Raw genomic sequence first — 26,242 nt, forward strand, 5'->3', positions numbered from 1 at the left:
GCGCGTGTGGATTCCACGTAGGCCATGGTGCTTGTCATCGGGGTTCGTGTCCCCAAATCCTAGAATCCCGCATACCGTTCAGTAGAAAACAAAGAAGGCCGCCGCATGGTTCCGCATCTCGTCACAGCCTTGACCGGCCCGATCAACGAACTGGAGCAGCGGGTGCTCGACTCGATGCCCGCCATCGAGCGCTGGTTCCGGCTCGAGTGGATGGAGCACACGCCGCCGTTCTACAGCGCGGTCGACATCCGCAACGCGGGCTTCAAGCTGGCGCCGGTCGACACCAACCTCTTCCCCGGCGGCTGGAACAACCTCACCAAGGAAATGCTGCCGCTGGCGGTGCAGGCCGCGCAGGCCGCGATCGAGAAGATCTGTCCGGAGGCGCGCAACCTGCTGGTGATCCCCGAGAACAACGCCAAGAGCAGCAGCTTCTACCTCGCCAACGTGGCGCAGATGGTGCGGATCTTCCACATGGCCGGGCTCAACGTGCGCGTGGGCTCGATCGATCCGGCGATCAAGTCGCCCAAGAAGATCGAGCTGCCGCACGGCGACGTCGTCACGCTCGAGCCGGTGGTGCGCACCAAGCGCCGCCTGGGGCTGAAGAACTTCGATCCCTGCACCATCCTGCTGAACAACTCGCTCTCGGCGGGCACGCCGGGCATCCTCGAGGACCTGCACGAGCAGTACCTGCTGCCGCCGCTGCACGCGGGCTGGTCGGTGCGCCGCAAGAGCAACCACCTGCACAGCTACGAAGAACTGTCCAAGCGCTTCGGCAAGCTGCTGGGCATCGATCCCTGGCTCATCAACCCGATCTACGCGCGCGCCGACGGCGTCGACCTGGCCGAGGGCCGCGGCCTCGACGTGCTGACCAGCCACGTCGACGCGGTGCTGACCAAGGTGCGGCGCAAGTACAAGGAATACGGCATCAACGAGAAGCCGTTCGTGGTGGTCAAGGGCCAGAGCGGCGCCGAGGGCCCGCGCGTGCTGACGGTGCGCGACGCCAAGGAGGTCGAGGGCCTCGTGGCCAAGGCGCGCGGCGCGGCCGCCCGGCCGGCCGGTGCGCGCGAACCCGGCGAGATCATCGTGCAGGAAGGCGTGCTGACCAACGAGCGCGTGCACAACGGCGTGGCCGAGCCGGTGGTCTACATGATGGACCGCTACGTGGTCGGCGGCTTCTACCGCGTGCATGCCGACAGCGCGCCCGACGAGAACCTCAAGCTGCCGGGCGCGAGCTTCGTGCCGCTGGCCTTCTCCGAGAGCGCCCACATGCCGCAGCCCGGCGCCAAGCCCGGCGCCAGCGCGCCCAACCGCTTCTACATGTATGGCGTGGTCGGCCGGCTCGCGATGGTCGCCGCCAGCTACGAGATGGAAGCCACCGACCCGGACGCCGAAGTCTACGAATGACCCCCTCCGCGCGCCGTCTTTGCGGCCCGCGCGGGTGACGGCAGAATAGCGGCCCCACAGCAACGGAAATCGAAGGGCGGCGAGGGCGAGGATCGAGGCGCGGCGGATGCACCGTCCGCCCGGGCACGCCCCCTGGCATACCTGATGCGTCGTCATCGCGAGCCACCGGCCCTTTTCCCATCGACCTCGTGTCAGCCCCCAAATCCCTCTCCGCCGGCCTGATCGTCGGCGCCATCGGCGTCGTCTATGGCGACATCGGCACCAGCGTGCTGTACGCCGTCAAGGAAGTCTTCGGCCACGGCCACGTTCCCTTCACCGTCGAGAACGTCTACGGCATCCTCTCGATGTTCGTCTGGACGCTCACCACCATCGTCTCGCTCAAGTACGTGGTGCTCGTGCTGCGCGCCGACAACGAGGGCGAGGGCGGCCTGGTCGCGATGCTGGCGCTGGCCTCGCGCGCCGTGGCCGACAAGCCGCGGCTTCGCCACCTGCTGCTGGTGATCGGCATCTTCGGCACCTCGCTGTTCTACGGCGACGGGGTCATCACGCCGGCGATCTCGGTGCTCTCGGCGGTCGAGGGCCTGGAGGTGGTGTCGCCGCACTTCAAGCACTACGTGATCCCGATCACCCTGGTGGTGCTGTTCGGCCTGTTCGCGGTGCAGAAGCACGGCACCGCGGGCATCGGCCGCTTCTTCGGGCCGATCACGCTGGTGTGGTTCCTCGCGCTGGCGGTGCTGGGCGTGTGGCACATCGTCGACCACCCCGAGATCCTCAAGGCCCTGAGCCCGTTCTACGCGCTCAAGTTCATCTGGGACAACCCCGGCACCAGCTTCATCCTGCTGGGCGCCATCGTGCTGTGCGTGACCGGCGCCGAGGCGCTGTACGCCGACCTCGGCCACTTCGGCAAGGCGCCGATCCGCATCGCCTGGTTCACCGTGGTGATGCCGGCGCTGATCCTCAACTACTTCGGCCAGGGCGCGCTGCTCCTGGCCAACCCCGAGGCGGTGAAGAACCCGTTCTTCATGATGGCGCCCGAGTGGGCGCTGATCCCGCTGGTGCTGCTGGCCACCGCCTCGACGGTGATCGCCTCGCAGGCCCTGATCACCGGCGCCTTCAGCGTCACGCGCCAGGTGATCCAGCTCGGCTACCTGCCGCGCCTGAACATCGAGCACACCAGCGTGCGCACGGCCGGCCAGATCTACATCCCGCTGGTCAACTGGGGCCTGTTCGTGGCGATCGTGCTGGCGGTCGTCATGTTCCGCTCCTCGAGCAGCCTGGCCGCGGCCTACGGCATCGCCGTGACCACCGACATGCTGATCACCACGGTGCTGACCTTCTTCGTGATCCGCTACGCCTGGAAGCTGCCGCTGGCGCTGTGCATCGCCTCGACCGCGGCCTTCTTCTTCATCGACTTCATGTTCTTCGCGTCGAACCTGCTCAAGCTGCCCGAGGGCGGCTGGTTCCCGCTGGTGATCGGCGGCGCGGTGTTCATGCTCATGATCACCTGGAAGGAAGGGCGCCGCCTCATGGGCGAGGTGCAGCGCTCCGACGCGATCGAGCTGCAGGCCTTCCTCGACTCGGTGTTCGAGAACCCGCCGGTGCGCGTGGACGGCACCGCCGTGTTTCTCACGGCCGAGCCCGGCGTGGTGCCCAACGCGCTGCTGCACAACCTCAAGCACAACAAGGTGCTGCACGAGCAGAACCTGTTCGTCACCGTGCGCAACCACGAGGTGCCGTGGATCCCGATGGACAAGCGCATAGAGATCGAGCCGCTGGGCCGCCATTGCTGGCAGGTGATCGTGCACTACGGCTTCAAGAACGACATCGACCTGCCGCGCGCGCTCGACAACGCGCGCCTGCGCGGCTGCCAGCTCGAGCCGATGCTGACCAGCTACTTCCTCTCGCGCGACGTCGTGATCCCCACGCTGGGCAGCGGCATGGCGCCCTGGCGCGAGAAGCTGTTCGCGCAGATGCACCACAACGCGAGCGGCGCGGCGGCCTTCCTGGGGCTGCCGAATAACGCGGTGGTGGAGCTGGGCTCGAAGATAGAGATCTGAATTCGGACAGCCGAACGCAGAAGTCGCGGCCTCTGCGTGCTTTTGGCTTTCTTCTGCGTTCGGCTGTCCGCTTTCAGTCGAAGTCCGTTGGCCGCTCCCGCGCGAGCTGCCCCATGTGCGCCGCGATCGCGCCGGGCGTGGTGAACCAGATCTCGCCGCGGTCGCGCGCGAACGCCAGCTGCGTCAGCACGCCACGCAGGTGGCGCAGCCGGTAGGGCTGGCCCACGATGTAGGGATGCAGCGCGAGGCCCATCACCAGCGGCTGGGCGCGCGACTGAGCGAGCATCTCCTCGAAGTTGTCGAGCACCATCGCGCAGAAGTCCTTCGCGTCCATCAGCCGGCCCACGATCATCGGGATGTCGTTGAGCTCCTGCGGATAGGGCACCGACCAGATCGCGCCGCCGCCGCGCGTGCGCATGCGCACCGGCTGGTCGTCGTGGCACCAGTTGAGCGTGTAGCCGTAGCCGGTCTCGGCCAGCAGGTCGGGCGTGCGCGGGCTCTCGGAGATCCACGGCGACAGCCAGCCCGCGGGCGCCTGCCCGCTCTCGCGCGCCATGCGCTCGCGGCAGCGCACCAGCAGCGCGCGCTCGTGGTCTTCGCCGAGCGTGCCCTGGCGCTCGGCATTGCTGTGGCCGTGGCCGATCAGCTCGTCGCCGCGCGCCACCACCGCCTGCACCAGTTCCGGGCAGTGGTCGTAGAGCGCGGTGTTGACCAGCGCGCCCGTGGGCAGCGCGAGCGCGTCGAACAGCTCGAGGCAGCGCCAGGCGCCCACGCGGTTGCCGTACTCGCGCCAGCCGTGGTTGAGCACGTCGGGCTGCGGCGAGGCCGGGCCGAGGCAGGCGCCCAGCCCGTCGCCGAAGGCGAAGTGCTCGAGGTTGAAGCCGAGGTAGACCGCGAGCCGCGCGCCGTTGGGCCAGCGGTAGTCGGGCCGGCGCGTGATCGGCCGGTAGTCGAAGCGGTCGTGCGAGGGCAGCAGTTCGGGCCAGCGTGTCGTCATGCCCAGGCCGCCTGCAAGCCTCGTGCCCGATGGTCGACATATCGATCGAAAATTGTTGACCATCGTTCGGCCAGCGCGAGCCAGCGCGGGCGGCCCGGCACAATCGCGCGATGCGTTTCTTCAAGGACCTGAGCCTCTCCGCCTTCACCGCCGGCTTCGTCGCCGTGCTCGTCGGTTTCACGAGTTCGGTGGCCATCGTGTTCCAGGCCGCGCAGGCCTTCGGCGCCACGCCCGAGATGGTGGCCTCGTGGATGTGGGCGCTGGGCATCGGCATGGGGCTGGCCTCGGCGCTGCCCTCGCTGTGGTGGCGCAAGCCCGTGATGATCGCCTGGAGCACGCCCGGCGCCGCGGTGCTGGCGGTGGCCGGCGTGGGCCACGGCATGGGCGAGGCGGTCGGCGCCTTCGTCGTCTGCGCGCTGCTGATCGTGGCGGCCGGTGCCACCGGCTGGTTCGAGCGCGTGATGAACCGCATCCCGATGGCCATCGCCTCGGCGCTGCTGGCCGGCGTGCTCGCGCGCTTCGGCCTCGCGGCCTTCACCGCGGCGCAGACCGCGCTGCCGCTGGTGCTGCTGATGCTGGCCACCTACCTCGTGGGCAAGCGCTGGCTGCCGCGCTATGCGGTGCCGCTCACGCTGCTGGTGGCGATCGCCTTCGCGGCCGCGCGCGGCGAGCTCGCCTGGTCGGCGGTGCATGTTTCGCTGACCTGGCCGGTGTTCGTCATGCCGGTGTTCCACTGGCAGGCGATCGTGAGCCTGGCGCTGCCGCTGTTCGTCGTCACCATGGCCTCGCAGAACCTGCCGGGCGTGGCCGCGATCCGCGCCGCCGGCTATGGCGAGCTGCCGGTCAGCAAGCTCATCACCCTCAGCGGCCTCGCCACGCTGGTGCTCGCGCCCTTCGGCGCCTTCGCGCTCAACCTCAGCGCCATCACCGCCGCGATCTGCATGGGCCGCGAAGCCCATGAAGACCCGGCGCGGCGCTACACCGCGGCCGTGAGCTGCGGCGCGATCTACGTCGTGATCGGCCTGTTCGGCGCGGCCGTGACCGGGCTGCTCACGGCCTTCCCGAAGGAGCTGGTGGCGGCCATCGCGGGACTCGCGCTGCTCGGCACCATCGGCGGCGGGCTGGCCGCGGCGGTACGCGACGAGCCGCACCGCGAGGCCGCGCTGATCACCTTCCTGGTCACGCTCTCGGGCGTGACCATCGCCGGCATCGGCTCGGCCTTCTGGGGCGTGGTGGCGGGCGCGTTCGCGCTCGCGGTGCAGCGGCTGGGCCGCCGGCCGGGCCTGCCAAAAGCCCCGGCCGGCCAGGGCCTCGCGGCTTCCGGCAACATCGCGACCGACAGCAGCAACATGGCGGCCCCGCCGGGCGCCGGAAAGACCTCCTGATGAAAAACATCCTCTTCGTGGCCGACCCGCTCGATCACTTCAAGATCTACAAGGACACCACCTTCTCGATGATGCGCGAGGCCCAGCGCCGCGGCCACCGCATCGCGGCCTGCCTGCCGCAGGACCTGCAGTGGGTGTCGGGCGGCAAGGTCACGGCCACGGTGCGCCAGGTCACGCTGACCGGCGACCCGAAGGACTGGTATGCCGTCGACATCGTCGAGAGCAAGGAGCTGGCCGACTTCGACGCCGTGCTGATGCGCAAGGACCCGCCCTTCGACGCCGAGTACATCTACGCCACCCACCTGCTCGAGCAGGCCGAGCGCGAGGGCGCGCGCGTGGTGAACAAGCCGCGCGCGCTGCGCGACCACCCAGAGAAGCTCGCCATCATGGAGTTTCCGCAGTTCACCGCGCCCACGCTGGTCACGCGCAGCGCGCAGGCGGTGCGCGACTTCCATGCGCAGCACGGCGACATCATCCTGAAGCCGCTCGACGGCATGGGCGGCATGGGCATCTTCCGCGTGAAGCAGGACGCGCTGAACCTCGGCTCGATCGTCGAGACGCTCAACAAGGACGGCGCCGAAACCATCATGGTGCAGCGCTTCGTGCCCGACGTGGTCGAGGGCGACAAGCGCATCCTGATCATCGCGGGCGAGCCCGCGCCCTTCGTGCTGGCGCGAATCCCGCAGGGCACCGAGGTGCGCGGCAACCTCGCGGCCGGCGGCAAGGGCGTGGCCCAGCCGCTCACGCCGCGCAACCGCGAGATCGCCGAGATCGTGGGCCGCGCGCTCGCGCCGCGCGGGCTGCTCTTGATCGGCCTCGACGTGATCGGCGACTCGGTGACCGAGATCAACGTGACCAGCCCGACCTGCTTCCAGGAGATCACCGAGCAGACCGGCTTCGACGTGCCGGCGATGTTCGTCGATGCGCTGGAGGCGCATCTGAAGCAGGCGGCCTGAGGGCGAGCCCCCAACGACAACGGCCCCGGCGACGCGTCATGCGCCGCCGGGGCCGTTGCTCATGGGGCGATCAGAAGTCGACGGTGCCGCTGACCGAGAAGGTGCGCGGGGCGCCGAGCACGAGGTAGTTGGCGCCCGGATAGCCGCCGGTCGAGGCCCAGTACGACTTGTCGAACAGGTTGTCGATGCGCGCGCGCAGCGTCAGTGCACGGCCGTTGCCGATGTCCATCAGGTAGCGCACGCCGGCGTCAACGCGGGTCCAGGCGGGCAGCACCTGCGTGTTGGCGGCATTGGCGTACTGCTTCGTGGTGTGGATCACGCGCGCATTGAGCGCCAGGCCGCGCACGCCTGGCACGTCCCATTCGCCGCCGATGTTGAGCTGCGTCTTGGGCACGCCGATGGCGGTCTTGCCGTCGGTGGCGCCGTTGGCGGTGCGGCGCTGTTCGGCGTCGAGCCAGGTCAGGCCGCCCAGCAGGCGCAGGCCCTTGACGGGTTCGCCGAAGAGGTTGAGTTCCACGCCCTGGTTGCGCTGCTCGCCGTTGGGGCCGAAGGTGCCGCTCTGCACGAAGTATTGCGGCTGGGTGGTCGAGAAGGCCGAGAGACTGCCGCCGAGGTTGCCGCCGTCGTACTTGACGCCGATTTCCTTCTGCTTCGAGCGATAGGGGGCGAACACCGTGCCGCCGTTCAGCACGATGCCGCTGGACGTCGTGCTCGGGGCCGTTTCGCCGGGCAGCAGCGCCTCGATGTAGTTGGCGTAGACCGAGACTTCCTTCGTGGCCTTGAACACGACGCCGGCCACCGGCGTCGTGCGCGCCGACTCGTAGCCGTCGGTGGGCAGCCCGGTGGTGTAGCTGTAGGTGTCCTGGTCGATGTTCTGGCGACGCGCGCCGAGCGTGACCAGCAGGCGGTCGTCGACGAAGGACATGGTGTCCGCGATCGCCACGCTCTTGGAGCGGTAGCGCGATTGCACCAGCGGATTGGACAGGATCCCGCCCGCCGTGGTCGCATTTGCGAGCGGGATGAAGGAGTCGTAGTGGGCGTAGAGGTTGTCCGTCAGGCCGCCGAAGCTCGAGAAGGCATAGGCGTTGCGGCGCTTGTTGTCGTACATGGCCGCCGATACCGTCACCGTGTGGCCGACGGAGCCGGTCTGGAACTTGCCGCGCAGGCCGATCTCGCCGGTGCTGACTTCGTCCTTGCGCACGTTGTCGAAGCGGTAGTTCGACAGGTTGCCGAAGGCATTGGTGAGGGTGGGATTGGCCAGCACGTTCGACTCCGTGCCGCGGCGCACGCCGGCGGCGGCCCAGGCCGTGACGTTGTCGGTGACGTCGACTTCGGCGCGTGCGGTGGCGAAGGTGTCGCGTTCCTTCGCGTAGGTCCAGGATTGCGCGAAGTTGCTGCTGGCGTCGGGCGCGCGCGGAATCGGCAGGTTGGAGGCCGGCGTCACGTTGGGGCGGCCGCCGCGGATCTCGTGGTCCTGGAAGCCGACGTCGGCCGAGATGCGCACGTTGCGGTTGCGCCAGTCGAAGCCCAGGCCCAGCGCGCTGAGTTCGCGCTTCTCGTCGTCGATGCCGGTGCCGCCGTCGCGGCGCACGGCATTCAGGCGGATGCCGGTGCTCTGGTCGGGGCCGAAGCGGCGCGCGATGTCGGCCGCCACGTAGCCCTGGCCGCCGCTCTGCACGCCGGCGCTCACGCGCGTGATCGGATCGTTGGGCGCGCGCTTGGGCAGCAGGTTGATCGCGCCACCGATGCCGCTGCCGGCCGGTGCCGCGCCGTTGAGGAAGGTGCTGGCGCCGAGGAAGACCTCGACGCGCTCGAACAGCTCGGACGCCACGTACTGGCGCGGCAGCATGCCGTACAGGCCGTTGTAGGAGATGTCGTCGGAGCCCAGCTGGAAGCCGCGCACCATGTAGAGCTCCTGGAAGTTGCCGAAGCCGCGCGCCTGCCGGATCGAGGGATTGTTGAGCAGCACGTCGGCCACGCTCTTGGCCTGCTGGTCCTGGATCAGGTCGGCGGTGTAGCTGGTGGCCGAGAACGGCGTCGACATCATGTCCTGGTTGCCCAGGATGCCGACCCGGCCGCCGCGCGCCACCTGGCCGCCCGCGTAGGGCTTGGTCAGGCCTTCAGCCGAGGCATCGGCGCTGGCTTCGACGGTGATGGTGCCCAGCGCGGCGCCGGGGGCGGTGGGCGCGGTCGCGGCAGCCGGTGCCGGCGCGGCGGTCTGCGCCGAGGCCGTCAGGGCATGGAGGGCGAGCAGCGTCGCGGCGACGGTCGGGCGGAGGCTGGCACGGAGTAGGGCGGAGGAGGCGGGCATGGACGGTTCGTTTTCACGCAAATGAGAACCGTTATTGTTAACGGACTCCGTCGGTCCACCGATACTTTCTTGCAATGTTGCAAAAATGTGTCAGAAAAAACGTTTCATTTGGAGGGGCATTGCCCGAATAAACCGGGCACTCGTCCAACAAGCCGCGCCGGGCGGCAGCCCCTCAGCGCCCCTCAGCGCCCCGAACGCCGCCCGTCCACGAACACGTGCAGCTCGCCCGGCTGGAACGCGGTCCATTCCTCGTTGGTGGTCAGCGGCGCGGTCACCACCACCGCGACGCGGTCGTTGGGCGTGGTGTGCTGGGCGAAGTCGATCTCGAGGTCCTCGTCCGACAGCTGCGCGGTCACGAAGGGATGGCGCCGCTCCACGTACCAGAGGTTCGTGGAGGCATGGGCCCACAGCGCCTGCCCGTTCGAGAGCATGAAGTTGAAGGTGCCGTGCCGCGCGAGCTGCGGCGCGAGTTCGCGCAAGGTGAGCGTGAGCTCCTCGACGCTGGGCACGCCCGCATGCGACTTCGCGAGCTCCTGCATCAGCCAGCAGAAGGCGTGCTCGCTGTCGGTGTTGCCCACCGGGTGGAAGTTGCCGTGCAGCCGCGGGCGGAAGTCCTTCAGGTCGCCGTTGTGCGCGAACACCCAGTAGCGGCCCCACAGCTCGCGCACGAAGGGGTGGCAGTTCTGCAGGTTGACCTCGCCCTGGGTGGCCTTGCGGATGTGGGCGATGACGTTGCGGCTCTGGATCGGGTAGCGCCGGATCAGCTCGGCCACCGGCGACTCGCAGGCCGGCTGGTGGTCGACGAAATGGCGCAGCCCGCGGTCCTCGAAGAAGGCGATGCCCCAGCCGTCGGCGTGGTGGTCGGTGCGGCCACCGCGCTGCGCGAACCCCGTGAAGCTGAAGGTCACGTCGGTCGGCGTGTTGCAGTTCATCCCTAGCAATTGACACATGGGGCCATTAGACACCGCCCCCGCTTACCCGAGCGCCCGGGTTTGCTTCCGCCTCAGCGCAGGAAGCGGCCTTCCTTGGTCACGCGGACCATCTCGATGAAGCGCGAGCCGGTGTTGCTGGCGCCGGTGAAGTCGACCTCCATGCCGGCGATGCGCAGCTTCATCGCCTTGAGCGCCGCATGCAGCCGCGCGCGCGTGAGGTCGCGGCCGGCGCGGCGCAGCGACTCGATCATCACCAGCGCGTTCACGTAGCCCTCGAAGCTCAGGTAGCCGATGTCGACCTTGGCGCGCTCGGCGAGCTGGCGGTAGTCGCGCGTCACCGGATCGACCTCGCTCCAGGGATAGGGCACCACCTGCGAGATCGCCAGCCCGCTGGTCTTGTCGCCCACCAGCCTGGCCGTGACGTCGCCCGGCACGATCGACATGCCGTAGAACATCTGGCGCCCGCCCGCGTCCCAGGCGCTCTTCATCACCTCGCCGCCGATGGCGCCGCCCAGGTACATGATCACCGCCTGCGCCTTGCTGTCGGCCAGCGCCTTGCCCATGGCGGCGTTGGTCGAGCCGTCGCCCTTGACCGCCACCGCCGCCACCGGCTTGAGCTGGTGCGCCGCGAGCGCGGCCTCGACCAGCTTCGTGACTTCGGCGCCGCCCGGGTTGTCGAGGCAGGCCGAGGCGATGCGCGTCACGCCGATGGTCGTGAGGTGCTGCACCAGCGCCTGCGCCTCGCGCGCGAAGGTGGCGCGCACGAAGTAGCCCGAGCCCATGACCTTCTCGCGCGCCGAATCCGACACCGCGTAGCCCGCGACCATCGGCGCGCCGCTTTGCGACAGCACCTTGGCCGCGGCCGCGGTGGTGGCCGAGCCGACGCAGCCGAAGAAGGCGAACGCGCGGTGTTCGCCGAGCAGCTTCTCGTAGTTGGCCACCGCCTTCTCGGGCGAGAGCTCGTCGTCGAGCGACACCAGCCGGATCTTGCGGCCCGAAACGCCGCCCTGCGCGTTGACGGCGTCGAAGGCCAGCCCCGCGCCGGCCATCACCACCTTGATCGGCGCGCCCAGCGGGCCGCTCAGGATGCCGGTGTGGCCGAGCACCACCTCGGTGTCGGTGACGCCGTTCTCGGCCGCGCGGGCCACGGGAAAAAGGCCAAGGCTGGCCGCGGCCGCCGAGGCGGCCATGAAATTCCGACGATGCATGGGAGAAAACCGTCCAATCGATACAACTGATAACAATTGAAATCGATGGGCGGCCGTTTGCCCGCAGGGGTTTACCCCGGCTTGCGGGGCGCGTCGTCGGCGTTCGGGCGGATGCGCAGCTGCCAGGCCGCGCAGATCGCGAGCGCGCACAGGCCGGCCAGCATCGCGAACACCTCGTCGAAGGCCGCCAGCCGCGCCGGGCTGGTCTGCGGGTTGGCGAGCGAGTCGCCGTGCGCCGCCAGCCGCCACTCGAGCACGATCGCGCACAGGCTCACGCCGGCCGCGCCGCCGAGCATGCGCACGAAGTTGATGGCGCTCGCGCCCTGCGGGATCAGCGGCTTGGCCAGCGGCCGCATCGAGCCCAGGTTCAGCGAGGGCAGGATGAAGCCCAGCCCGATGCGCCCGACGATCGCGAAGGCCACCAGCAGCCACAGCGCGCTGTCGGCGCGCAGCACCATCATCAGCGCGAACGAGGCCGCCAGCAGCGCCAGCCCGATGCTCACCAGCGCCCAGGTCGGCTGCCGGTCGGCCAGCCGGCCCACGCCCGCGATGGTGGCCGCCAGCACGAAGCCCGCCGGCAGCAGGATCGTGCCCACGTGCGAGGCCGACAGGTGCAGCCCGACCTGCATGTAGACCGGCAGCAGGTAGGTGGAGCCGAACAGCGCGGTGCCGTAGATGAAGGCGACCACGCTGCCCATCGCGAACTGGCGGTAGCCGAACAGCGCGAGGTTCATCAGCGGCGTGCCGCCCGCGGCCGCCAGCCGCCGCTGCCACCAGATGAAGAGCCCGAACGAGAGCAGCGCGCCGCCCAGCAGCGCGACCGCCTCGAGCGGCGAATCGCCGCGCAGCGCCACCAGGCCGTTGAGCAGGCACAGCGTGCCCACGGTGCCGAGCGCGAGGCCGCGCACGTCGAGCCCGCCGCTGCGCGCCGCGACCGCGCCGCCGGGCGCGGTGGTCGGGACGAACTTGTAGGCCAGCCACAGCGAGGCCAGGCAGAACGGCACCACCATGTAGAAGATCGAGCGCCAGCCGAACAGGTCGACCAGCACGCCGCCGATGCTCGGGCCGATGGCCGGCGCCAACACCACGCCCATGCCGAAGATGCCGCTCGCGCGGCCCTGCTCGTGGGGCTCGAAGGCGCGCAGGATGATGATCGCGGGGATCGGCTGCACCACGCCCGCGGCCAGGCCCTCGGCCACGCGCGCCAGCAGCACCAGCGAGAAATCGTTGGCCATGCCGCCCGCGACGCCGCCGGCCAGCAGCAGCAGCATGGTGCCGACGTAGGTGCGCCGGTAGCCGTAGCGCGCCAGCAGCCAGGGCGTGGTGAGCATCGAGACCGTCATCGCCACCATGAAGCCCGAGCTCACCCACTGGGCGCGCTCCTGGCCCAGCGAGAAGTGGTGGCTCATGCCGGGGATCGCCACGTTGACGATGGTCGAGGACATGATCGAGGCCATCGTGCCGACCATCACCGACAGCAGCAGGTACCAGCGGTAGCGTTCGCCGTAGCGCGCGCGCAGCGGGCCCATGGCGGGGGGCGGGGCCGGCGTGGCGGCTTCGGGCGTCTCGTGGTGGGTCATCGGAAGTGGGGAAGCGTCGGGCGTGAAGGTCGGCGATGCCGGGCCCGTCGTCCTACAAGCATATCGGGCTTTGCGCGGCGGCCCGCGCGGGGGCCGGCTCCACAATGCCCCGGCTGTCCCGCATCCGACCCGCCGCAGGCACCACACAAAGACGACCATGGATCACTCTCCCTCCGCGACGAACGACGAAACGACGCCCGAACCCGCCGAAGGCGCGACCACCCTGGCCGCCGAGCTCGCCGCGCCCACCGTCACGCGCGCCTACCGTTGCCAGTGCGGCCGGCCCGTGTTCCTGCGCAACAGCGAATGCCTGGCCTGCCACACGCCGCTGGGCTACGTGGAGGACAGCCTCGGCGTGGTGCCGCTCGCGCCCGCCGCGGCCGAGGACGCCAACGGCAACGCCGTCGCCGAGCCCGACAGCTACACCCTCTTCGGCGACCCGCAGGGCCCGACCTACCGGCGCTGCGCCAACCTGATGACGCCCGCGGCCTGCAACTGGATGGTGCCGGTGGCGCGCCCCGGCCAGGCGCCCGCGCCCGACACGCACGGCCTCGCGCCCGGCTACTGCCTGGCCTGCAGCGTCACGCGCACCATCCCCGATCTCTCGGTGGCCGGCAACGACGAACTCTGGCGCAAGCTCGAGCAGGCCAAGCGGCGCCTGATCTCGCAGCTGCTCGCGCTGCGGCTGCCCGTGGTGAGCCGCCATGCCGACCCGGTGCACGGCCTGGCCTTCGACTTCCTGAGCAACGTGCCGGGCGGACCGCACGTGATGACCGGCCACGACACCGGCATCATCACCCTCAATGCCGAGGAGGCCGAGGACGCGGTGCGCGAGCGCATCCGCACCGAGATGCACGAGCCCTACCGCACGCTGGTGGGCCACTTCCGCCACGAGATCGGCCACTACTACTGGGACCTGCTGGTGCTGCCCTCGGCCTGGCTCGAGGACTTCCGCACCTTGTTCGGCGACGAGCGCGCCGACTACGGCGCCGCGCTGCAGCAGCACTACAACCAGGGCCCGCCGCCCGACTGGGCGCAGCGGCTCGTGAGCAGCTACGCCAGCATGCATCCGTGGGAGGACTGGGCCGAGACCTGGGCCCACTACCTGCACATGGCCGACTCGGCCGACACCGCGATGAGCTTCGGCGTCGACGCCACCAACGTCGAACTCACGAGCGACCTCTTCACGCCCGAGGACCTGTGGCGGCCCGAGCATCCCGAGGCCGCGAAATTCCTCGACTTCATCAACAGCTGGGTGCGGCTGACCAACGTGCTCAACGAGCTGTCGCGCAGCATGGGCCAGCCCGACTTCTATCCCTTCGTGCTGCCGCGCACCGCGGTCGGCAAGCTGCAGTTCATCCACTGCGTGGTGACCGAGCTGCGCGGCGACGGCGGGCCGTCGCTGGTGACGGCGCAGGACGTGGAGGCGGCGGCCGAGGCCACGGCGCAATCGCAATCGCAAGCGCAGGAGCAGGAGCAGGAGCAGGAGCAGGTGGCCGAGGTCGAGGCCCAGCCCGCGGTTCAGTCGTCCTGAGCGCCCGCCGCGCAGCGCGCGCAGAGGCAGGCCTGGCCGCGCAGCGCCTCGGGCAGGCGCTCGAGCGGTGCCTGCGAGAAATCCATCGCCATGCACCAGCACGGCGGCTGCGGCTGGCCGGTCTCGCGCTCGATCTCCATCGCGCAGCGGTTCGACTCGCCGCACAGCGGGCAGCGCGTGGCGTCGAGCGCCTGCACGGTGTTCGCCATCACGCGAGTTCGAACGGCGGCAGCTTCTTCGGCACCGCCACGTTGTTCAGCGTGGCGTAGACCGGCAGGCCGCCGCGGTAGGCCGGGTAGTCCTCGCCCTCGATCAGCGGCAGCAGGTAGCGCTTGCATTGCTCGGTGATGCCATAGCCGTCGTCGGAGATGAAGTCGCGCGGCATCGGCTTCTCGACATTGGCCACCGAGGCCAGCGGCGCGCTGCCGATGACGTAGGCATAGGGCACATCGCTGGTGCGCTCGATGGTCGGCATCACCGCGTTGTGGCCTTCGAGCGCGAGCTCGACCGCGCGCTGGCCGAGTTCGTAGGCCTGGCGCACGTCGGTGGCCGAGGCGATGTGGCGCGCCGCGCGCTGCAGGTAGTCGGCCACCGCCCAGTGGAACTTGTGACCCAGCGCGTCCTTCACCATCTGCGCCACCACGGGCGCCGCGCCGCCGAGCTGCGCATGGCCGAAGGCGTCGCGCGTGCCCTGCTCGGCGAGGAAGGTGCCGTCGGGATGGTGGCAGCCCTCGGACACCACCACCGAGCAGTAGCCGTGCTGCTTCACCAGCGCGTCGACGCGCGCGAGGAAGCGCTGCTTGTCGAACTCGATCTCGGGGAACAGCACCACCACCGGAATGCCCTGGTCGGCCACGAGCCCGCCGGCCGCCGCGATCCAGCCCGCGTGCCGGCCCATGACCTCGAGCACGAACACCTTGGTCGAGGTCGCGGCCATCGAGCGCACGTCGAACGAGGCCTCGAGCGTGGACACCGCCACGTACTTCGCGACCGAGCCGAAGCCCGGGCAGCAGTCGGTCAGCGGCAGGTCGTTGTCGATGGTCTTGGGCACGTGGATGGCCTGCAGCGCATAGCCCATCGACTGCGAGAGCTGGCTCACCTTGAAGCAGGTGTCGGCCGAATCGCCGCCGCCGTTGTAGAAGAAGTAGCCGATGCCGTGCGCCTTGAAGACCTCGATCAGCCGCTCGTACTCGCGCCGGTTCTTCTCGAGCGACTTGAGCTTGTAGCGGCAGGAGCCGAAGGCGCCCGCGGGCGTGCTGCGCAGCGCGGCGATGGCCTCGGCCGGCTCGGCGCCGGTGTCGATCAGGTCCTCGGTCAGCGCGCCGATGATGCCGTTGCGACCGGCATACACCTTGCCGATGCGCTCGGGATGACGGCGCGCCGTCTCGATCACGCCGCAGGCCGAGGCATTGATGACCGAGGTGACGCCGCCCGACTGGGCGTAGAAGGCGTTGGTGGGGTTCGTGGGCATGCGGGGCTCCTTCGCGCGGGAAGGCCATTCTGGCGCACTCGCATGACAGCGGCCAGCCGCGCGCCGGCCTCGCTCAGCGGCCCGGGAATTCGGGCGCGCGCTTCTGCAGGAACGCGCTCACGCCTTCGCGGAAGGTCGGCCGCTCGATCAGCTCGCGCTGGCGCTCGCTCTCGTAGTGCAACTGCTCGGGCAGCGTGTGGCGCTCGGCCGCGGCGAAGGCGGCACGCGCCTCGGTCACCGCATGCGCGGGCAGCCGCGCGAGTCGCTGCGCGGTCTCGCGCGCCTCGGCCATCAGGTTCTCGTCGTCCACGCAGCCCCAGATCAGGCCCCACTGCACCGCGCGCCCGGCGCCGAGCCTCTCGTCGAGCAGCGCCATGCCCATCGCGCGCGCCCGGCCCGCGCGGTGTGGAATGGCCCAGGTGCAGCCCAGGTCCGGCACGATGCCGAGCTTGGGCAGGAAGGGCAGGTAGAAGTAGGCACTGCGCGCCGCCAGCGTGATGTCGGCCGCGAGCGCGAGGCCCACGCCGGCACCGGCGGCTGCGCCGTTGACGGCGGCCACGACCGGGATCGGCATCGACTGCAGCGTCTCGATCAGCGGATTGCTCAGCGACTGCATCCATTCGGCGGTCTGGTCGCCGAGCGTGTTGCCATCCTGCGGCGGGCGCATCGCGCTGAGGTCGGCGCCCACGCAGAAGGCCTTGCCCGCGCCCGTGAGGATCAGCGCGCGCACCGCGCGGTCGTCGCGGATGCGCTCGAGGTGGGCGCGCAGTTCCTGCTGCAGCTCGATCGCGAGCGGATTGAGCTTGGCCGGCAGGTTGAGCGTGAGGGTGGCGATGCCCTCGTCGAGCGCGTAGATCACGCTGGGCTGGGCGCCCGGGTCCTGGGGTGGCTGCTGCGTCATCGGAATCTCTCCACGTGTTCGTCGGCTCGGATGTTCGGGGCGAATGGATGACCGTGCGTGGCGCCCAAAGAAAAAGCCGCCCGTCGACGGGGCGGCTCTGGATGGCCTGCTCCGGTTCCCTGGCATCGATGGTTCGATGCCGGGGCGCCCCGGGTCAAGCCGGGGACAACCCGTGGGGCAGCAGTCGCCAAGGCGACCGCCGGCGCGCGGGCACCGGCAGCGGGATCGCGGCCGGCTGCGCGTCCGACACCGTGATGCGCGCGGGCTCGAGCGCCGACACCAGGATGCGGCGGTGCTCGGTGCCCTCGAAGCGCTCGCCGGGCTCGAGCACGATGTCGCGCGGATCGCGGTCCAGGGTGACCCAGACCGAGCCGCTGCGGCATTCGATGCCCACGCCGGCGCCATCGGCCACGGCGAAGACCGCGCGCGCCGGCAGGCTGAGCTGGAAGCAGGAAGGGAAGGGGGTGCTCATGGCAAGCTCCATTGCATTCGTCATGCGAATGAATATATTGAGCGCCCAGTCCTTTACAAACGGTCTTTTGGAACTCATTGCATGCGTATCGAGAATGCAAAGAAGGCCTCGCCGGCCCCGCCCCAGAGCACGGTCGACCTGCCGCCGCTGGAACTCATGCGCAGCTTCGAGGCGGCCGCGCGCCGGCTCAGCTTCACGCTGGCCGCGACCGAGCTGCATCTCACGCAGTCGGCCGTGAGCCGCCAGATCCAGCAGCTCGAGGCGAGCCTGGGCGTGCTGCTGTTCGAGCGCCGCCATCGCGCGCTGGTGCTCACCGAGGCCGGCGGCGTGATGCAGCGCGCCGTCACCGACAGCCTGGAGCGGCTGCGCGATGCCACCGCGCGCGTGCGCGCCGGCTCGGCGCCGCGCCAGGTCGCGATCACCACCACGCCGGGCTTCGCTTCGCTGTGGCTGATCCCGCGGCTCGCGCGCTTCACCGGCAGCCATCCGCAGGTCGACGTGCGCGTGTCGGCCACGCTCGAGGTGCTCGACCTCGAGCGCAGCCGCGTCGACGTGGCGGTGCGGCTGATGCCGGTCTCGCGCGGCAAGGGGCCGGCGCTGTTCGAGGAGAGCGTGGTGCCGCTGTGCTCGCCCGCGCTCGCCAAGTCGCTGCGCAAGCCGGCCGATCTCGCGAACCTCACCTTGCTCACGGTCGAGTACCCCGACCACAGCGAGGCGCCCACCGTCGACTGGGAGCCCTGGCTCAAGGTGATGGGGCTGCACGACCTGCGCATGAAGAGCACGCTGCGCTTCACGCAGTACGCCGACGCGGTGGGCGCGGCGGTGGCGGGGCAGGGCGTGGTGATCGGGCGCCTGCCGCTGTTGCGCGAGCTGATGCGCGAGGGCCGGCTGGTGGCGCCGCTGGGCGAGGGCGCGGCCTCGCAGCGCGGCTACTTCGTCGAGACCTCGCGGCGTGCCGCGGGCAACCGCGATGCGCTCGAGTTCGCGCAGTGGCTGCGCGAGGAGGCCGAAGAGGCCGAGGCGGCGCAGCGCGCCTGAGCGCGCCGCGCCGGCGGGCGATCAGCCCGGCAGCAGCACCTTGTTCACGACGTGGATCACGCCGTTCGACTGGTAGACGTCGGCGATCGTCACCATCGCGGTGCCGCCCTTCGCGTCGGTCACGAGCACGTTGCTGCCGCTCATCATCGCGGTCAGCGTGCCGCCGCTCGCGGTCTTCAGCGTGGCCTTGCCGCCGCCGGCCTTGATCGCGTTCATCAGCGCGGCGCTGTCCATGCGGCCGGGCACCACGTGGTAGGTCAGCACCGTCGTCAGCGTGCCCTTGTTCTCGGGCTTGAGCAGCGTGTCGACCGTGCCGGGCGGCAGCGCGGCGAAGGCCGCGTTGGTCGGTGCGAACACGGTGAACGGGCCGGGGCTCTTGAGCGTGTCGACCAGGCCCGCGGCCTTCACTGCCGCGACCAGCGTGGTGTGGTCCTTCGAATTCACGGCGTTGTCGACGATGTCCTTCGTCGGATACATCGGCGCGCCGCCGACCATGGGCGTGTTCATGCTGCTGCTGCTGCTGCTGCTGCTGCTGCTGCTGCCACCCATGCCCATGCCGCCGCCCGCGCAAGCGCCGAGCAGGACCGAGACGCCGAGTGCGATGACGAGTTTCTTCATGAAGGTCTCCTTGAGGGATGCGCCATGCGCGCATCGCCGTGTGTCTGTGGAACCGCCAACAGCGCGGGGGCGCGATGCGCTTGAGACCAATACGGGGCGCATGCGCGGCTGGATTCGCGCGGCGGTTTTTTTCTTCGATGACGGTGAAACGAGCACGTCGCCTTCACGCCACAGCGTTGCACAACGGTCTTGCGCGCCGTGCGCGGCCTCGCCAGAATCCGGCCTTCATTTTTCAGCGACAGTTTTTCCTTCACGCGCGCACGGCGACGATCGACCTCCCGGGCGCACCACCACTTCAATGAACCGTCCTCTGAACTCCTGACCGCACACCGACCGCCCCGGCCGGATGTGCATCCACGCATCCCGCCGCGGCCGTATCGACAAGGGCCCCGCGCGCAGACATTCGCCGGGGCCTTTTTGTTTTTGATCCGGAGTGTGTGCACATGAGTGCTCAGCGAAAGGCCCGCGACGACGAGAAGCGTCTGGGCCGGTTCTATTTCTCGGTGCCGGGCGAAGCCCCGCGCAATCCCGTCGTGGCCGCGATGGCACGCCGCGCATCCAGCCAGGGTGCGGGCCGCCACCTGCGCACGCATCGCGCCGAGCGGCGCGCGCAGAAGGTCGCGCTGCAGAAGGCGGCGCGCGGACTGAAGGAGGACTGACCATGCGCGAAGACATGGACAAGGTGATCGTCGAACGCCCGCGCGGCGGCTGGCGCGTGCAGGGCGACGGCCGCCTGTGGCGCAACAGCCGCGAGCGCGGATCGCACCTGGGCATGCGGCGCGGCTACCAGCACCCCAAGTGGCTCAGCGAGAACCTGCAGCCGCTCAAGCGCTGGCTGCACAAGCAGGTGCATCGGCCCTGGGACAAGGTGTGGAGCGAGCTCTGCGAAGGCATCGACCGGCGCAACACGGTGCAGGCGCACCTCTTCGTGCACATCGACCAGTTCGTCGAACGCCAGGCCGAGCTGCGCGAGGGCGAGGTGTGGGTGCCGGGCCGCGTGTGGCAACGGTCGCTGGTGCCGCTGCGCGAGTCGGCGTCGGTGGAGCTGTTCGTGCATCCCGCCACGGGCATCCTGCTGCCCAACCGCCATCTGCAGCGCGCGAAGCAGCAGCGCAAGGCCGAGTGGGCCGAGCGCTACGGCGGCCACGAGACGGTGCGGCCCTATGCGCCCTATCACGTCATCGATGCCGTCACGCAGTGGCACCGCGTCGATGGCGCCTGGTGGGAGGTGCGGCTCGAGCGCGTGCCCGAGGCGCGCGCCGGCGAGGCCGAGCCGCGGCACTACGACGTGCTGCGCCGCTGCTTCGTCACGCGCAAGGGTTGCGAGACCCCGGCCTTCGGCAGCGCCGATGCGCGGGCGATGTACGGCCGGCCGCAGGTGTACGCGCAAGAGATGCGCCGGCTGGGCCGCGTGGAGGTGCGCTCGCGGCTCGGCTGAGCCGCAGCCTCAGCGTTGGGCAGCGACCGCGCGCGGCAGCAGCAGGAAGGCCGTGGTGCCCGCGGCCAGCATCAGCGCGATCGTGAGGAACACCGCGCGGAACGGCTCGACGCCGTTCGTGGCCGCCCACGAGGCGGCCACGCCGGTGGTCCACTGCATCAGCGAGACGCCGAGGAACATCGCCATGTTGAGCAGCGACAGCGCGCGCCCGGTCATCGCGGCCGGATAGGCGGCGCGCGTGTACGAGTACTGCAGCACCGAATAGCCCGAGAGCAGGCCGTAGAGGATCGGCAGGCCGATGTCGACCGCCAGCGACTGCGTGAACGCCATCACCCCGAACATGACCGCGGCCACCGAGGCGCAGCCCATGAGCCAGCGCCCGCGGCGCGCGCCGCCGGGATCGAGCCGGCCGAACAGCGCCGGGCTGATCATGCCCGCGACGGTCATCACCAGCGCCACGTTGCCGCTGCTCACGAGCGAGAGCCCGTGGCGGTCGTGCAGCACCGGGCCGAGCCACAGGCCGCGCAAGGTGATGAAGGCCGCATACGAGACGCAGGCGAAGCACAGCAGGCCCAGCGTGTGCGGCATCGCGAACAGCGGCAGCAGCTCGCGCACCGCCTGGCCCACCGTCTGGCGCTGCGTGGCCTGCGCATGCGGCGGCTCGTGCACGCGCCAGAACACGAAGCCCCACGACAGCACCGCGAAGCCCGCCAGGCAGGCATAGCCCGCGCGCCAGCTCGCGGCCTCGATCAAGAGCGCCAGCGGCGTGCCGGTGAACAGGATGCCCAGGCCCGCGAGGCTCATGACCAGGCCCGACATCGCGGTGAAGCGCGCGGCCTCGAAGTGGCGCGCGATGAACACGGTGCAGGCCAGGAAGGCCGGCGCGCAGCCGACGCCGATCATCGCCTGGCCCAGCAGCAGCGCATGGAAGCTCGGCGCCAGCGCGCACAGCACCGCGCCCGCGATCGCGAGCGGAAAGGCCGTGAGCACGGTGCGGCGCACGCCGTACATGTCGATCGACACGCCCATCGCGAGCTGCGTGGCGCCGAACATGAAGTGGAAGGTGCCGGCCCACAGGCCGAGTGCCTGCGCCGTGAGGCCGAAGTGCTGCGAGAGCGGCGTGGCCATCATCGCGCCAACGGTGCGGAAGGCCTGGCTCAGCGCGAAGGCCGAGGCCAGCACGATCAGCATCGAGGTGGCCGAACGTGCGCGGGCCGGGGAGAACGTCATGGAGCAGCGGGAAACGGAGAGCGGCCCGCATCCTAACCAGCCATGAAAAACGGCGCCCGAAGGCGCCGCGTTTCGCGAGTCGTTCGCTCGGCGATCAGGCTTCGCCCTTGACCTTCAGGCGCCAGGCGTGCAGCAGCGGCTCGGTGTAGCCGCTGGGCTGCTCGATGCCCTTGAACACCAGGTCCTGCGCGGCCTTGTAGGCGGCCGAGGTATCGAAGTGGCCGGCCATCGGCTGGTACAGCGGGTCGCTGGCGTTCTGCCCGTCGACCACCTTGGCCATGCGCTGAAAGGTCTCGTCGACCTGCGCCTTCGTGACCACGCCGTGCAGCAGCCAGTTGGCGATGTGCTGGCTCGAGATGCGCAGCGTGGCGCGGTCTTCCATCAGGCCCACGTCGTGGATGTCGGGCACCTTCGAGCAGCCCACGCCCTGGTCGATCCAGCGCACCACGTAGCCCAGGATGCCCTGCACGTTGTTGTCGATCTCCTGCTGCTTCTCGGCCTCGGTCCACTTGGCTTCGGCGGCGATCGGCACCTGCAGCAGCGCGTTCAGGATGTTGTCGCGCTCGGCATCGGCGTCGATCTTCTCGAGCTCCTGCTGCACCGCGGTCACGCTGACCTGGTGGTAGTGCAGCGCATGCAGCGTGGCGGCGGTGGGCGAGGGCACCCAGGCGGTGTTGGCGCCGGCCTTCGGGTGGCCGATCTTCTGCTCGAGCATGGCGGCCATCAGGTCGGGCATGGCCCACATGCCCTTGCCGATCTGCGCCTTGCCGCGCAGGCCGCACGACAGGCCGACCAGCACGTTGTTCTTCTCGTAGGCGCCGATCCAGGCGCTGGCCTTCATGTCGCCCTTGCGGATCATCGGGCCGCCCTGCATGGCGGTGTGCATCTCGTCGCCGGTGCGGTCGAGGAAGCCGGTGTTGATGAAGGCCACGCGCGCGGCGGCCTCGGCGATGCAGGCCTTGAGGTTCACGCTGGTGCGGCGCTCCTCGTCCATGATGCCGAGCTTCACGGTGTTGGCCGGCAGGCCCAGCAGCTGCTCGACGCGGCCGAACAGCTCGCTCGCGAAGGCCACTTCGGCCGGGCCGTGCATCTTGGGCTTGACGATGTAGATGCTGCCGGTGCGCGAGTTGCCCTTGCGCTTGAGGTCGATCATCGCGATGGTGGTGGTCACCACGGCATCGAGGATGCCTTCGGGGATTTCCTTGCCGCCGTCGTACAGCACGGCCGGGTTGGTCATCAGGTGGCCCACGTTGCGCAGGAACATCAGCGAGCGGCCATGCAGCTTGATCGGCTGGCCGTTGGCGCCGGTGTATTCGCGGTCGGGGTTGAGGCCGCGCGTGAAGGTCTTGCCGCCCTTGGCGACTTCTTCCGTCAGCGTGCCCTGCACGATGCCGAGCCAGTTCGAGTAGGCGACCACCTTGTCGGCGGCATCGACCACGGCCACCGAGTCCTCGAGGTCGAGGATGGTCGACAGCGCGGCCTCGAGCACCAGGTCGCTGACGCCGGCGGCGTCGCTCTTGCCGATCGGCGTGGAGCGGTCGATGCGGATGTCGAGGTGGATGCCGTTGTGCTTGAGCAGCACCGACGACGGGGCCGCGGCATCGCCCTGGTAGCCGACGAACTGCGAGGGATCGGCCAGCGCGGTGCTGCTGCTCTGCAGCGCGACGACCAGCTGGCCGTCCTTCACGCTGTAGCCGGTGGCGTTCTTGTGCGAGCCGTTGACCAGCGGCGCGGCCTGGTCGAGCACGTTGCGCGCGAACTCGATGACCTTGGCGCCGCGCACGGGGTTGTAGCCCTTGCCCTTCTCTGCGCCGTCGGTCTCGGGAATGGCGTCGGTGCCGTAGAGCGCGTCGTACAGCGAGCCCCAGCGCGCGTTGGCGGCGTTGAGCGCGTAGCGCGCGTTGAGGATCGGCACCACGAGCTGCGGGCCGGCCTGCTGCGCCAGTTCGGCGTCGACGTTGGCGGTGGTCGCCTTCGCGCCCTTGGGTTGCGGCAGCAGGTAGCCGATCTTCTCGAGGAAGGCGCGGTAGGCCGGCATGTCGGCGATCGGGCCGGGGTTCTTCTTGTGCCAGGCGTCGAGTTCGCTCTGCAGGCGGTCGCGCTCGGCGAGCAGCGCCACGTTCTTGGGCGCGAGGTCGGTGACGATGGCGTCGAAACCCTTCCAGAAGGTCTCGCTGGCCACGCCGCTGGCGGGCAGCACCTTCTCCTCGACGAAGCGGTGGAGTTCGGTCGCGACCTGGAGTCCGTGGGCGGTGGTGCGGGCGGTCATGTTTTCTCCTCGGGGACGAAATGCGATGCGGGGGATGTATTCGGATTCGGGGCGCGCGCATGCGCGATCCATAAGCTCCACTTTATTGCATACCGTAGTGAAGAGTAATAGCTCAAAGCGGGATTAATCGATGACAAAAATGAATGTAATCGGCGCCGCTCACCGCCATTGCGTTCACCCGCGGCCTGCAATGCGTTCACCCGCCCGCCACCGCGGGAAGGGTAGGCCCCGATGGCCACGCGGGGCCGGCCGGATAAATTTAACTTCTTAAATAAATCCGCCTTCTGTACCGACGACATGACCGCCCCGAAGATCCTCCTGGCCTCCAACGAAAACCCGCTCGGCATGCCCGAATCGGCGCGCCGCGCGGCCGCCGACGCGCTCGCGGGCGCCGGCACCTACCCCGACAGCAACGGCAGCGCGCTCAAGCAGGCGCTGGCCGCGCGCCTGGACGTGCCGCCCGAATGGCTGGTGCTGGGCAGCGGCTCGAGCGAGATCCTCGAGCTGGCCGCGCAGGTCAGCCTGAAGCCGGGCGAGAGCGTGGTCTATTCGCAGTACGGCTTCGTGGTCTACGCCCAGGCCACGGCGCACGCCCATGCGCGCGCCACCGTGGTGCCGGCGCGCGACTTCGGCCACGACCTCGACGCGATGCGCGCGGCGATCGGCGAGGACACGCAACTGGTCTTCGTCGCCAACCCCAACAACCCCACCGGCAGCTTCATCGAGGCCGCGCCGCTCGAGGCCTTCCTGCAGTCGGTGCCGGCGCACGTGACGGTGCTGCTCGACGAGGCCTACACCGAGTACCTCGCGCCCGCGCAGCGCTACGACAGCATCGGCTGGGTGCGGCGGCTGCCGAACCTGATCGTGGCGCGCACCTTCTCCAAGGCCTTCGGCCTCGCGGGCCTGCGCATCGGCTACGGCGTGGCGCAGCCCGCGCTGGCCGCGCGCATGAACGCGCAGCGCCCGCGCTTCAACGTCACGACGCCGGCGCTGGCCGCGGCCACGGCCGCGCTGGGCGACGCGGACTTCCTCGCGCGCAGCTACGAACTCAACACCGCCGGGCGCGCGCAGCTCGCCGCGGGCTTCGACGAACTCGGCCTCGCGCACCTGCCCTCGTCGGGCAACTTCCTGGCGGTGAAGGTGGGCGACAGCGCCGCGGTGCATGCGCGCCTGCTGGCCGCGGGCATCGAGGTCTCGCTGCTGGGCAACTACGGCCTGGGCGAATGGCTGCGCGTCTCGGTCGGCCTGCCCGAGCAGAACCGCGCGCTGCTGGCCGCCTTGCGCTGAAGAACGAAGAAATCCAGGGACGACGACACGACAACAACGCGACAGACCATCCACCCCCGAGGAGACAGACCCCCATGAAACGCCGTCAGTTCGCAGCGCAGGCCGCTGCATTCGCCACCGCCGCCGCCATCGCGCCGCGGTCCTTCGCGCAGGAGCGCACCCTGCGCATCCTGGTGGGCTTCCCGCCCGGTGGCTCGGCCGACGTGGTCGCGCGCCTGCTGGCCGACAAGATGCGCGTGACGCTCAACCAGAACGTCATCATCGACAACAAGCCCGGCGCGGCCGGCCGGCTCGCGCTCGCCGAGGTCAAGCGCTCGGCGCCCGACGGCAACACGCTGGTGTTCTCGCCGAGCGGCGCGCTGGTGATCCATCCGTGGCTCTACCCGAGCCTCGGCTACGACCCGGTCAAGGACTTCACGCCGGTCGCGCTCGCGGGCACCTTCGACTTCGCGGTCACGGCCGGCCCCGGCGCGCCGGCCGGCGACCTGAAGGCCGTGCTGGCCTGGATGAAGGCCAACCCCACCAAGGCCAACTACGCGACCTCGGGCGCGGGCACCGTGCCGCACTTCGCGGGCCAACTGCTGGCGCAGGCCTCGGGCGTGCCGATGACGCACGTGGCCTACCGCGGCGGCGCGCCGGCCGCGCAGGACCTGATCGGCGGCCAGGTGCCGCTGATGGTCGACACGGCCTCGGAGACCATCGAGCACCACCGCGCGGGCAAGGTGCGCATCCTCGCGATGACCGGCGCGCAGCGCAACCGCTCGCTGCCCGAGGTGCCCACGCTCAAGGAGGCCGGCATCGACGTCACGGCCAATGCCTTCTTCGGCCTCTACGGCCCGGCGGGCCTGCCGGCCGAGACGGTGCAGCGCCTCGACCGCGCCGTGGCCGAGTCGCTGCGCGCGCCCGACGTGCAGGAACGCATCTACGCGCTGGGCCTGGTGCCCACGCACGCCGGCCCGGCCGAACTCGCCGCCACGCAGGCGGCGCACCTGAAGATGTGGGAGCTGCCGATCAAGAACTCGGGCTTCAAGGCCGAGGGCTGAAGCCGAACAGCCGAACAGCCGGACAGCCGAACGCAGAAGGAAGACAAAAACTACGCAGAGGTCGCAGAAGGAAAACCATTTTTTGGCTGTTCCTTTCGCGACTTCTGCGAA

At 69.9% G+C, this 26,242-nt stretch carries 22 protein-coding genes; 10 read left to right on the plus strand and 12 right to left on the minus strand.

What is annotated here, in order from left to right:
* Positions 1 to 105 precede the first annotated feature (105 nt).
* Together gshA and INQ48_03315 are read left to right on the plus strand one after the other, a co-directional pair.
* On the plus strand, positions 106 to 1,404 hold the full coding sequence (gene gshA / locus INQ48_03310; protein QRF58309.1) for a glutamate--cysteine ligase: 1,299 nt from the start codon (positions 106 to 108) through the stop codon (positions 1,402 to 1,404).
* A 188-nt stretch (positions 1,405 to 1,592) separates the two neighbouring features.
* The gene (locus INQ48_03315) at positions 1,593 to 3,461 is read left to right on the plus strand and encodes a potassium transporter Kup (protein ID QRF58310.1); all 1,869 of its coding nucleotides are present in this window, start codon (positions 1,593 to 1,595) and stop codon (positions 3,459 to 3,461) included.
* Positions 3,462 to 3,534: 73 nt separating this feature from the next.
* Here the strand turns inward: INQ48_03315 and INQ48_03320 are convergent, their stop codons facing one another.
* Entirely contained in the window at positions 3,535 to 4,458 is a 924-nt protein-coding gene (locus INQ48_03320; GenBank protein ID QRF58311.1) for a polysaccharide deacetylase family protein, read from the minus strand.
* Between the two features lie 110 nt (positions 4,459 to 4,568).
* Here INQ48_03320 and benE point away from each other — a divergent pair, with 110 nt between their 5' ends.
* Both benE and gshB read left to right on the plus strand, forming a co-directional pair.
* Positions 4,569 to 5,843 (plus strand): benzoate/H(+) symporter BenE family transporter, encoded by a 1,275-nt coding sequence (benE, locus tag INQ48_03325; GenBank protein ID QRF58312.1) that lies wholly within the window; start codon positions 4,569 to 4,571, stop codon positions 5,841 to 5,843.
* Positions 5,843 to 6,799, plus strand: a complete 957-nt coding sequence (gene gshB, locus INQ48_03330; protein ID QRF58313.1) for a glutathione synthase — start codon at positions 5,843 to 5,845, stop codon at positions 6,797 to 6,799. The genes benE and gshB overlap by 1 nt, the downstream gene beginning before the upstream one ends.
* Before the next feature lie 70 nt (positions 6,800 to 6,869).
* Here the strand turns inward: gshB and INQ48_03335 are convergent, their stop codons facing one another.
* From INQ48_03335 to INQ48_03350, 4 genes are all read right to left on the minus strand, one after another.
* Entirely contained in the window at positions 6,870 to 9,110 is a 2,241-nt protein-coding gene (locus tag INQ48_03335) for a TonB-dependent receptor (GenBank protein QRF58314.1), read from the minus strand.
* A gap of 182 nt (positions 9,111 to 9,292) precedes the next feature.
* Entirely contained in the window at positions 9,293 to 10,060 is a 768-nt protein-coding gene (locus tag INQ48_03340) for a class II glutamine amidotransferase (GenBank protein QRF58315.1), read from the minus strand.
* Between the two features lie 53 nt (positions 10,061 to 10,113).
* Positions 10,114 to 11,250, minus strand: a complete 1,137-nt coding sequence (locus INQ48_03345) for an ABC transporter substrate-binding protein (GenBank protein QRF58316.1) — start codon at positions 11,248 to 11,250, stop codon at positions 10,114 to 10,116.
* A gap of 71 nt (positions 11,251 to 11,321) precedes the next feature.
* Positions 11,322 to 12,830 (minus strand): MFS transporter, encoded by a 1,509-nt coding sequence (locus tag INQ48_03350; protein ID QRF58317.1) that lies wholly within the window; start codon positions 12,828 to 12,830, stop codon positions 11,322 to 11,324.
* Between the two features lie 157 nt (positions 12,831 to 12,987).
* Between INQ48_03350 and INQ48_03355 the strand changes: the two genes are divergently transcribed.
* Positions 12,988 to 14,364 carry a putative zinc-binding metallopeptidase gene (locus INQ48_03355; GenBank protein ID QRF58318.1) on the plus strand — a complete coding sequence of 459 codons (1,377 nt, stop codon included), beginning with the start codon at positions 12,988 to 12,990 and terminating at the stop codon, positions 14,362 to 14,364.
* Here the strand turns inward: INQ48_03355 and INQ48_03360 are convergent.
* The 4 genes from INQ48_03360 to INQ48_03375 form a co-directional block, all read right to left on the minus strand.
* Positions 14,352 to 14,573 carry a cysteine-rich CWC family protein gene (locus INQ48_03360; GenBank protein ID QRF58319.1) on the minus strand — a complete coding sequence of 74 codons (222 nt, stop codon included), beginning with the start codon at positions 14,571 to 14,573 and terminating at the stop codon, positions 14,352 to 14,354. The two genes, INQ48_03355 and INQ48_03360, sit on opposite strands and share 13 nt — an antisense overlap.
* The gene (locus tag INQ48_03365) at positions 14,573 to 15,835 is read right to left on the minus strand and encodes a 6-phosphofructokinase (protein QRF58320.1); all 1,263 of its coding nucleotides are present in this window, start codon (positions 15,833 to 15,835) and stop codon (positions 14,573 to 14,575) included. Before INQ48_03365 ends, INQ48_03360 begins: the two co-directional genes overlap by 1 nt.
* A gap of 73 nt (positions 15,836 to 15,908) precedes the next feature.
* Positions 15,909 to 16,736, minus strand: coding sequence for an enoyl-CoA hydratase/isomerase family protein (locus INQ48_03370; protein QRF58321.1), 828 nt, complete (start codon positions 16,734 to 16,736; stop codon positions 15,909 to 15,911).
* Between the two features lie 154 nt (positions 16,737 to 16,890).
* Positions 16,891 to 17,220, minus strand: a complete 330-nt coding sequence (locus tag INQ48_03375; GenBank protein QRF60591.1) for a DUF2917 domain-containing protein — start codon at positions 17,218 to 17,220, stop codon at positions 16,891 to 16,893.
* A 69-nt stretch (positions 17,221 to 17,289) separates the two neighbouring features.
* On the opposite strand from INQ48_03375, the gene INQ48_03380 reads away from it, so the two are divergent.
* On the plus strand, positions 17,290 to 18,246 hold the full coding sequence (locus INQ48_03380) for a LysR family transcriptional regulator (GenBank protein QRF58322.1): 957 nt from the start codon (positions 17,290 to 17,292) through the stop codon (positions 18,244 to 18,246).
* Between the two features lie 21 nt (positions 18,247 to 18,267).
* On the opposite strand, the gene INQ48_03385 is transcribed toward INQ48_03380, so the two are convergent.
* Positions 18,268 to 18,864 (minus strand): fasciclin domain-containing protein, encoded by a 597-nt coding sequence (locus INQ48_03385; protein ID QRF58323.1) that lies wholly within the window; start codon positions 18,862 to 18,864, stop codon positions 18,268 to 18,270.
* 443 nt (positions 18,865 to 19,307) lie between these two features.
* Between INQ48_03385 and INQ48_03390 the strand changes: the two genes are divergently transcribed.
* The gene (locus INQ48_03390; GenBank protein ID QRF58324.1) at positions 19,308 to 19,523 is read left to right on the plus strand and encodes a hypothetical protein; all 216 of its coding nucleotides are present in this window, start codon (positions 19,308 to 19,310) and stop codon (positions 19,521 to 19,523) included.
* Positions 19,524 to 19,525: 2 nt separating this feature from the next.
* On the plus strand, positions 19,526 to 20,302 hold the full coding sequence (locus tag INQ48_03395) for a hypothetical protein (protein QRF58325.1): 777 nt from the start codon (positions 19,526 to 19,528) through the stop codon (positions 20,300 to 20,302).
* Between the two features lie 9 nt (positions 20,303 to 20,311).
* On the opposite strand, the gene INQ48_03400 is transcribed toward INQ48_03395, so the two are convergent.
* Positions 20,312 to 21,532 carry an MFS transporter gene (locus tag INQ48_03400; GenBank protein ID QRF58326.1) on the minus strand — a complete coding sequence of 407 codons (1,221 nt, stop codon included), beginning with the start codon at positions 21,530 to 21,532 and terminating at the stop codon, positions 20,312 to 20,314.
* A 94-nt stretch (positions 21,533 to 21,626) separates the two neighbouring features.
* A complete protein-coding gene (locus tag INQ48_03405) occupies positions 21,627 to 23,801 on the minus strand; it encodes a malate synthase G (GenBank protein ID QRF58327.1) in 2,175 nt (724 codons plus the stop codon).
* Positions 23,802 to 24,032: 231 nt separating this feature from the next.
* Between INQ48_03405 and INQ48_03410 the strand changes: the two genes are divergently transcribed.
* A complete protein-coding gene (locus tag INQ48_03410; GenBank protein QRF58328.1) occupies positions 24,033 to 25,088 on the plus strand; it encodes a histidinol-phosphate transaminase in 1,056 nt (351 codons plus the stop codon).
* Between the two features lie 74 nt (positions 25,089 to 25,162).
* Positions 25,163 to 26,131 (plus strand): Bug family tripartite tricarboxylate transporter substrate binding protein, encoded by a 969-nt coding sequence (locus INQ48_03415; GenBank protein ID QRF58329.1) that lies wholly within the window; start codon positions 25,163 to 25,165, stop codon positions 26,129 to 26,131.
* Positions 26,132 to 26,242 lie beyond the last annotated feature (111 nt).

The sequence above is a fragment of the Variovorax paradoxus genome, from assembly GCA_016806145.1.
In the GTDB taxonomy this organism is placed as follows: Bacteria; Pseudomonadota; Gammaproteobacteria; order Burkholderiales; family Burkholderiaceae_C; genus Variovorax.